Annotated in this window: 7 protein-coding genes and 2 rRNA genes; all 9 read left to right on the top strand. The window is 71.0% G+C overall.

Features of this window, described 5'->3' with window-relative positions; all coding sequences use genetic code 11:
- Positions 1 to 159: ribosomal RNA gene (locus I5G_RS08220) — 23S ribosomal RNA — on the top strand; the annotation flags it as partial.
- Positions 160 to 259: 100 nt separating this feature from the next.
- Positions 260 to 376 (top strand): 5S ribosomal RNA (rrf, locus tag I5G_RS08215).
- A gap of 298 nt (positions 377 to 674) precedes the next feature.
- On the top strand, positions 675 to 1253 hold the full coding sequence (locus I5G_RS25275) for a hypothetical protein (RefSeq protein WP_148286447.1): 579 nt from the start codon (positions 675 to 677) through the stop codon (positions 1251 to 1253).
- Between the two features lie 47 nt (positions 1254 to 1300).
- Positions 1301 to 1960 (top strand): hypothetical protein, encoded by a 660-nt coding sequence (locus I5G_RS21405; RefSeq protein ID WP_022878623.1) that lies wholly within the window; start codon positions 1301 to 1303, stop codon positions 1958 to 1960.
- Positions 1957 to 2994 (top strand): HAD-IIA family hydrolase, encoded by a 1038-nt coding sequence (locus I5G_RS08200; protein ID WP_022878622.1) that lies wholly within the window; start codon positions 1957 to 1959, stop codon positions 2992 to 2994. Before I5G_RS21405 ends, I5G_RS08200 begins: the two co-directional genes overlap by 4 nt.
- 19 nt (positions 2995 to 3013) lie before the next feature.
- A complete protein-coding gene (locus I5G_RS25820; protein ID WP_022878621.1) occupies positions 3014 to 3175 on the top strand; it encodes a hypothetical protein in 162 nt (53 codons plus the stop codon).
- Positions 3172 to 3972 (top strand): TlyA family RNA methyltransferase, encoded by an 801-nt coding sequence (locus I5G_RS08190; protein WP_022878620.1) that lies wholly within the window; start codon positions 3172 to 3174, stop codon positions 3970 to 3972. Before I5G_RS25820 ends, I5G_RS08190 begins: the two co-directional genes overlap by 4 nt.
- Positions 3969 to 4889, top strand: a complete 921-nt coding sequence (locus I5G_RS08185; protein WP_022878619.1) for an NAD kinase — start codon at positions 3969 to 3971, stop codon at positions 4887 to 4889. Before I5G_RS08190 ends, I5G_RS08185 begins: the two co-directional genes overlap by 4 nt.
- Complete coding sequence (gene recN, locus I5G_RS08180; RefSeq protein WP_022878618.1) at positions 4886 to 6586, top strand: DNA repair protein RecN; 1701 nt, start codon at positions 4886 to 4888, stop codon at positions 6584 to 6586. Before I5G_RS08185 ends, recN begins: the two co-directional genes overlap by 4 nt.
- Positions 6587 to 6686 lie beyond the last annotated feature (100 nt).

Here is a 6686-nt window from a genome sequence, read left to right as displayed (position 1 = left end):
ACCGCTGAAAGCATCTAAGCGGGAGCCGGCCTCAAGATGAGACTTCCATGCCCTTTTGGGTGAGAGGCTCCCAGCCAGACTACTGGGTTGATAGGCCGGATGTGGAAGCGTAGTAATACGTGAAGCTGACCGGTACTAATAAGCCGATGACTTGATAACACACCGTTTTTGGTGCTTGCGTCCACTGAGTGGTTCTCGATGTACGGTCGGGAACACAACAATGACATATCGTTGTTGGTTTTTGAAACATCAATAGTGTTTCGGCGGCCATAGCGAGAGGGAAACGCCCGGTTACATTCCGAACCCGGAAGCTAAGCCTCTCAGCGCCGATGGTACTGCAGGGGGGACCCTGTGGGAGAGTAGGACACCGCCGGACTTCCTTTACACGAAATGGCCACCCAACGCTGGGTGGCCATTTCGCATATACGGACACATTTCCGGGGAAAGGATCGTCATGTCGAGCGACGACTCCAACGAGCGCAACGTCAATGGAGGTCGCTCGGACGACCGTTCACGATCCGGATCGGAGCGCGGAGCTTCGCGGGCAGGGCGCCCGGCCCGAGACGCGTCCTCCCGTCCGTTCCGTCGCGACGGAGAGCGCACCGCGCGTCCCCGCCGCGAGGGGGACGACCGCGCGCCCCGGCGTGAAGGCGACAGCCCGTATCGTCCTCGCCGTGACGGCGATTCGCGCCCGACGGGTGGCGACGGTCGACCGCGCGGCGGAGACGCCCGTCCTGTTCGTCGTCCCGGTGACGGTTCCGAGCGCCCGCGTCGCGATGGCGAGTTCCGTCCGCGTCGCGAGGGTGACGCGGCCGGTCGCCCTCGTCGCGATGGCGACTTCCGCCCGCGCCGCGAGGGTGACGCGGCTGGTCGCCCGCGCCGGGACGGCGACTTCCGTCCGCGCCGCGAGGGTGACGCGGCTGGTCGCCCGCGCCGGGACGGCGACTTCCGTCCGCGCCGCGAGGGTGACGCGGCTGGTCGCCCGCGCCGGGACGGCGACTTCCGTCCGCGCCGCGAGGGTGACGCGGCTGGTCGCCCGACGTCCGGCGACTCGCGTCCGTACCGTCCTCGTACCGAAGGTGGGGACCGGCGCCCCTCGGGCGACCGTCGTCCGGGTGCCGGGGCACCCCGTCGCTTCGACCGCGCGGAGGGTCGCGCGACTCGGCCTCCGCAGGATCAGCGTGAGCGTGGACCGGTCGTCCCCGAGGATGTCACTGCCCGCGATCTTCCCGGCGCGGCCCGCAACGAGCTGAAGACTCTGAGCAAGGACAACGCCGAGAACGTTGCACGACACCTCGTCATGGCATCCCGTCTGATCGAGGAAGACCCGCAGCTGGCGCACCAGCACGCGCTGGCGGCCTCCCGGAGCGCGGGTCGCGTCGCGATCGTTCGTGAGACCGTCGCGATCACGGCCTATGCCATCGGCGATTTCGCCCTGGCTCTTCGCGAATTGCGGACGCACCGTCGCATCTCCGGTTCCGACGAGCAGCTTCCCCTGATCGTCGACAGCGAGCGCGGTGTCGGGCGTCCCGATCGCGCTCTCGAGGAGGGGCGCTCGGTCGATCGTTCGACTCTGCCCACCGCAGTCCGGGCGCAGCTGGCGATCGCGATGTCCGGTGCACGCCTCGATCTCGGCGACCCGGAGCGCGCGCTGCAGGAGCTGGAGATCCCCGAGGCCGACCCGGATCGCGCGTTCGAGTGGAGCCCGGCGCTGTTCGCGGCTCGCGCCGCGGTGCTCGAGGAGCTCGGGCGCGACGACGAGGCGGCCGAGTGGTTCCGTCGCGCGGAGATCGCGGCTGATGCCCTCGACGCGGCTGCCGGCGTCGCCGATCGGGAGGTCATCGTCGTTGAGGAGATCGACCTCATCGATGACGACGGCGGTGTCGACGTGGCATCCGGAGTCGTCCCTGTCGAAGAAGCCGACGAAGATGCGGACGAGGACGAGGACGAGACGCGATGATCTTCGGGCGGAGCAAGCCGGAACCGACGCCTCTCGATGGGGTCGATGTCGTGCTCGCCGACCTGGACGGCGTGGTCTACGCGGGACCGGGGGCTCTGCCGCACGCGGTCGAGAGCCTGAACCGCGCAGCCCAGGAGGGACACCGCCTCGGGTACATCACCAACAACGCGTCGCGGACGGACGCTTCCGTCGCGGAACACCTGACGTCACTCGGGCTGCACGTCGCACCCGAGGACGTGGTGACGAGCCCCCAGGCCGCGATGCGTCTGCTGGCCGACCTCGTGCCGGCCGGGTCGACGCTGCTGGTCGTCGGGGGAGAGGGTCTCGTCGTCGAGGTCGAGAAGGCCGGCTTCGTCGTGACCCGGAGCGCCGAGGATTCTCCGGCGGCGGTTGTCCAGGGCTTCGCTCCCGAGGTGGGCTGGAAGCAGCTCGCCGAGGCGGCGTATGCGCTCGCGACTCCAGTGGAAGAGGGTGGCATCCCGTGGATCGCCACGAACACCGACTGGACGATCCCGCAGGCGCGGGGAATCGCGCCGGGAAACGGCACGCTCGTGTCGGCCGTGCACACCGCCGTCGGCCGTCTGGCGACGGTCGCGGGGAAGCCCGAACGTCCGATCTTCGACGTCGCCGTGGCGCGCACGGGCGCTCAGTCGCCGCTGTTCATCGGCGACCGGCTCGACACGGACGTGCAGGGTGCACGCGGCGCCGGGATGAAGTCGGTGCACGTGCTCACCGGGATCGATCGGCCGAAGCAGCTCCTCGCGGCGATTCCGAATCAGCGTCCGGACTACATCGTCGCGGACCTGCGTCAGCTGTTCGAACCGTACCCGGCGACGATCGTCAAGGGCGACCGCACGCGCGTCGGTGACGCGGTGGTCGAGATCGACGGCGTGGATCTGCGCATCGTCTCGGCGGGGAACCGCCAGATCGACCTCCTCCGCGCCGGGGCCGCGGCGATCTGGAACTCGGGTCGCGCGATCTTCGGGTTCCGGGTTCCGGAGCAGTTGTACGCGGACCCCTTCCGCGTGCGCTGACGCCGATACGATGGCATCCATGTCGGATGACCGCGAGACCGATGCCGACGCCGGACTGATCGACCGCCTGCGCATCATCGAGGAGCAGCCGCTCGACGCGCGCGCGAACGCCTACGCGGCCCTGCACGACGAGCTCGCGCGGCGCCTCGAATCGGGCGCGGCGACGCCGGCGGACGGATGAGCGGCCGACTGGATGCCGAGCTCGCCGCACGTGGTCTCGCGCGATCGCGCACGCACGCGGCGCAGCTGATCGCCGACGGTCTCGTGACCGTCGACGGTCACGGCGTGGTCAAGCCCTCGGTGCGAGTCGAGGACGACGCGCGCATCGAGGTCGCCGTCGCCGACCACTACGTGAGCCGGGGCGCGCACAAGCTCGTGGCGGCGCTCGACGCCTTCGACGTCGACCCGGCGGGGCGGGTCGCCGTGGATCTCGGGGCCTCCACCGGTGGGTTCACCCAGGTCCTGCGGGAACGCGGTGCCCGTCCGGTGCTGGCCGTCGACGTGGGGCATGGGCAGTTGTCCCCAACCGTGGCGGCCGACCCCGGGGTCGTGTCGGTCGAGGGGTATAACGTGCGGTTCATGACCGCTGAGAACCTCGCTGCCGCGACGGGTGTCGCCGAGCGTCCGAGTGTCGTCACCGGCGATCTGTCCTTCATCTCCCTCCACCATGTCCTGCCCGCGGTCGTGGCCGCAGCCGCTCCCGAGGCCGACATCGTCCTGCTGATCAAGCCGCAGTTCGAGGTCGGCCGCACCGCCGTGAAGGGCGGTCTCGTGACCGATCCGGCGCTGCGTTCCGATGCCGTCCACGGCGTTCTGTGGGCCGCGTGGGACGTGGGCCTGCGGACCGCAGGCCTGATCGCCTCGCCGATCGTGGGAACGCACGGCAACCAGGAGTACGTGGCGTGGTTCTCGGACACCCGCGGCACCGACCCCTCAGAATGGGAGAGCACCGTGACCCGACTGACCGGAAGCCGATGACCCCCAGCGAACGCCGAATCCTGCTCGTCGTCCACGCCCGCCGCGACGACACCGTCGAAGCGGCGCAGCGCGTGCTGTCCGCTGTGCGCGCGGCGGGGGCGATTCCCGTCGTCTCTGCGGAGGACCGGCCCGAACTCGCCGAGCGCTTGTCGCTCGACGGCGTCGAGACGCTCGGCATCGACGTCGGGGTGGACGATCTGGAGCTCGCGATCGTCCTGGGCGGCGACGGAACGATCCTGCGCGCGGCCGAGACGGTCCGCGGTGGCCGTGCGCCGATCCTCGGGATCAACATGGGCCACGTCGGCTTCCTCGCGGAGATCGAGCGGGACGACATGGATGACGCGGTGCGCCGTGTCATCGACCGCGACTACCGCGTCGAGGAGCGTCTCGCCCTCGCGGTGAAGGTGTTGGACGCCGACGATCGCGTCATCTTCGAGACCTGGGCGCTGAACGAGGCCACCGTCGAGAAGGCGAGCCGCGAGCGCATGCTCGAGGTGGTCATGGAGGTCGACGGACGGCCGCTGTCGTCCTTCGGCTGCGACGGCATCGTCATCTCGACCCCCACCGGCTCCACCGCCTACAACTTCTCCGCCGGTGGCCCGGTCATCTGGCCGACCGTCGAGGCGATCGCCGTCGTGCCGCTGTCCGCCCACGCGCTGTTCGCGCGTCCGCTCGTCGTGAGCCCGGACGCCACCGTCGCGGTCGAGGTTCTCGAGCGCACGAGCGGGAGTGGCATCCTGTGGTGCGACGGTCGACGCTCGCACGAGCTGCCGCCCGGCGCGCGCGTCGTGGTGCGACGGTCGTCGCGTCCGGTGCGTCTCGCACGTCTTCACCCTGCCGCGTTCAGTGAGCGTCTCGTACGGAAGTTCCGGCTTCCGGTCACCGGCTGGCGCGGCGCCCTGGGAGGCATGCCGTGATCGAGGAGATGCGGCTGCGCGATCTCGGCGTGATCGCCGACGCGACGCTGCCGATCGGGCGCGGCTTCACCGCCATCACCGGTGAGACCGGCGCGGGAAAGACCATGGTCGTCACCGGTCTCGGCCTGCTGCTCGGACAGCGCGCTGATTCGGGTGCCGTTCGCTCGGGTGCGGCCCAGGCCGCGGTCGAGGGCGTGTGGCTCGTCCCCGAGGACGGGCCCGTCGCGGCGCGCGTGCGCGAGGCCGGGGGAGACGTCGAACCCCTCGGCGACGGCGCGGCGGAGTTGTATCTCGGGCGCACGGTCTCGAGCGAGGGCCGAGGCCGCGCGACCGTGGGTGGCCGTACGGCGCCGGCGGGCGTGCTCGCCGACCTCGCGGACGACCTGGTCGTGGTGCACGGGCAATCCGATCAGCTGCGGTTGCGCTCGGCATCCGCTCAGCGCGACGCGCTCGACCGCTTCGGCGGCGATCCGGTCACGACCGCCCGTGCCGCGTACCGTGCGGCGTGGGACGCCTTCCGAGCGCTGGATGCCGAGCTCTCGACGCTGACGGCCGACCGCGACGACCGTGCGCGCGAGGCCGAAGAGCTGCGCGCCGCGATCGCGGAAATCGAGGCGGCCGCGCCGATCGCCGGCGAGGAAGAGGAACTCGAGCGTCGCGCGGAGCGCCTCGCGAACGCCGAGGAACTCCGTATCGCCGCCGTCGGCGCGCACGCGGTGCTCTCCAGCGACGACGACACCCCCGACATCGTGACGCTGCTCGCCGAGGCCCGCAGGGCGCTCGAGCGCGTCTCGGGCAGCGATGCCGAACTCGCGGCGATCGGCGAGCAGGTGGCCGACCTCGGGTACCGCGCGACCGATGTCGCCGTCGCCCTGTCGGGGTACCTCGCGGACCTCGACGAATCCGGTCCCCACGAGCTTGCCGCGGTCGACGAGCGGCGCGGGGTCCTCGCTGCGCTCGCGCGTGCCCACGGATCGGTGGATGCCGCGATCACGCTGCTCGAGACGGGGTCGGCGCGACTGCTCGAACTCGACGACGACGGCGACCGAATCGAGCGGCTCGGCGCGCAACGCGATACCGCGGCGGCCGAGCTGGATACCGCCGCCGAAGCGCTGACCGCGGCGCGCATCGAGGCCGCGGCGCGGCTCGGTGCCGCCGTCACCGAGGAGCTGCACGCCCTGGCCCTGCCCGACGCGAAGCTCACCGTCGCGGTGACGCCGTCGCCCGCCCCGGGCTCGCACGGGCGCGACGACGTCGCGATCCTGCTGGCGCCGCACCCGGGCGCCGATCCGCGGCCCGTGTCGCGCGGGGCGTCCGGCGGCGAGCTGAGCCGCGTGATGCTCGCGATCGAGGTCGTCATCGCCGGCGTCGACCCCGTGCCGACGTTCGTCTTCGACGAGGTGGATGCAGGCATCGGCGGTGCCGCGGCGATCGAGGTCGGGCGGCGACTCGCCCGGTTGGCGGAGTCGTCGCAGGTGATCGCGGTCACGCACCTCGCCCAGGTCGCGGCTTTCGCCGGCAACCATCTCACCGTCGTGAAGGGCAACGACGGTGCGGTGACGGCATCCAGTGTCCGACGGCTCGAAGGGGCGGAGCGGGAAGCCGAGATGGCGCGTCTGCTGTCGGGACTCAGCGATTCCGAGGCGGCTCTCACCCACGCGCGGGAGCTGCTGGAAACCGGCCGGTCCGCGCGCTGACCCCGCGCCGACGACACGGAATCGTCACGCCGGAGTGACACGCGTGTCGGTGGTCGAAGCGAGACTTCCTCCAACGCGCGGCGTGCGCCGCGCGGCCACC

This window comes from Microbacterium sp. B19 (genome assembly GCF_000333395.1).
Taxonomy (GTDB): Bacteria; Actinomycetota; Actinomycetes; order Actinomycetales; family Microbacteriaceae; genus Microbacterium.
The sequence above is the reverse complement of the archived record's forward strand: the minus strand, read 5'-3'. Positions and strand labels throughout refer to the sequence as shown.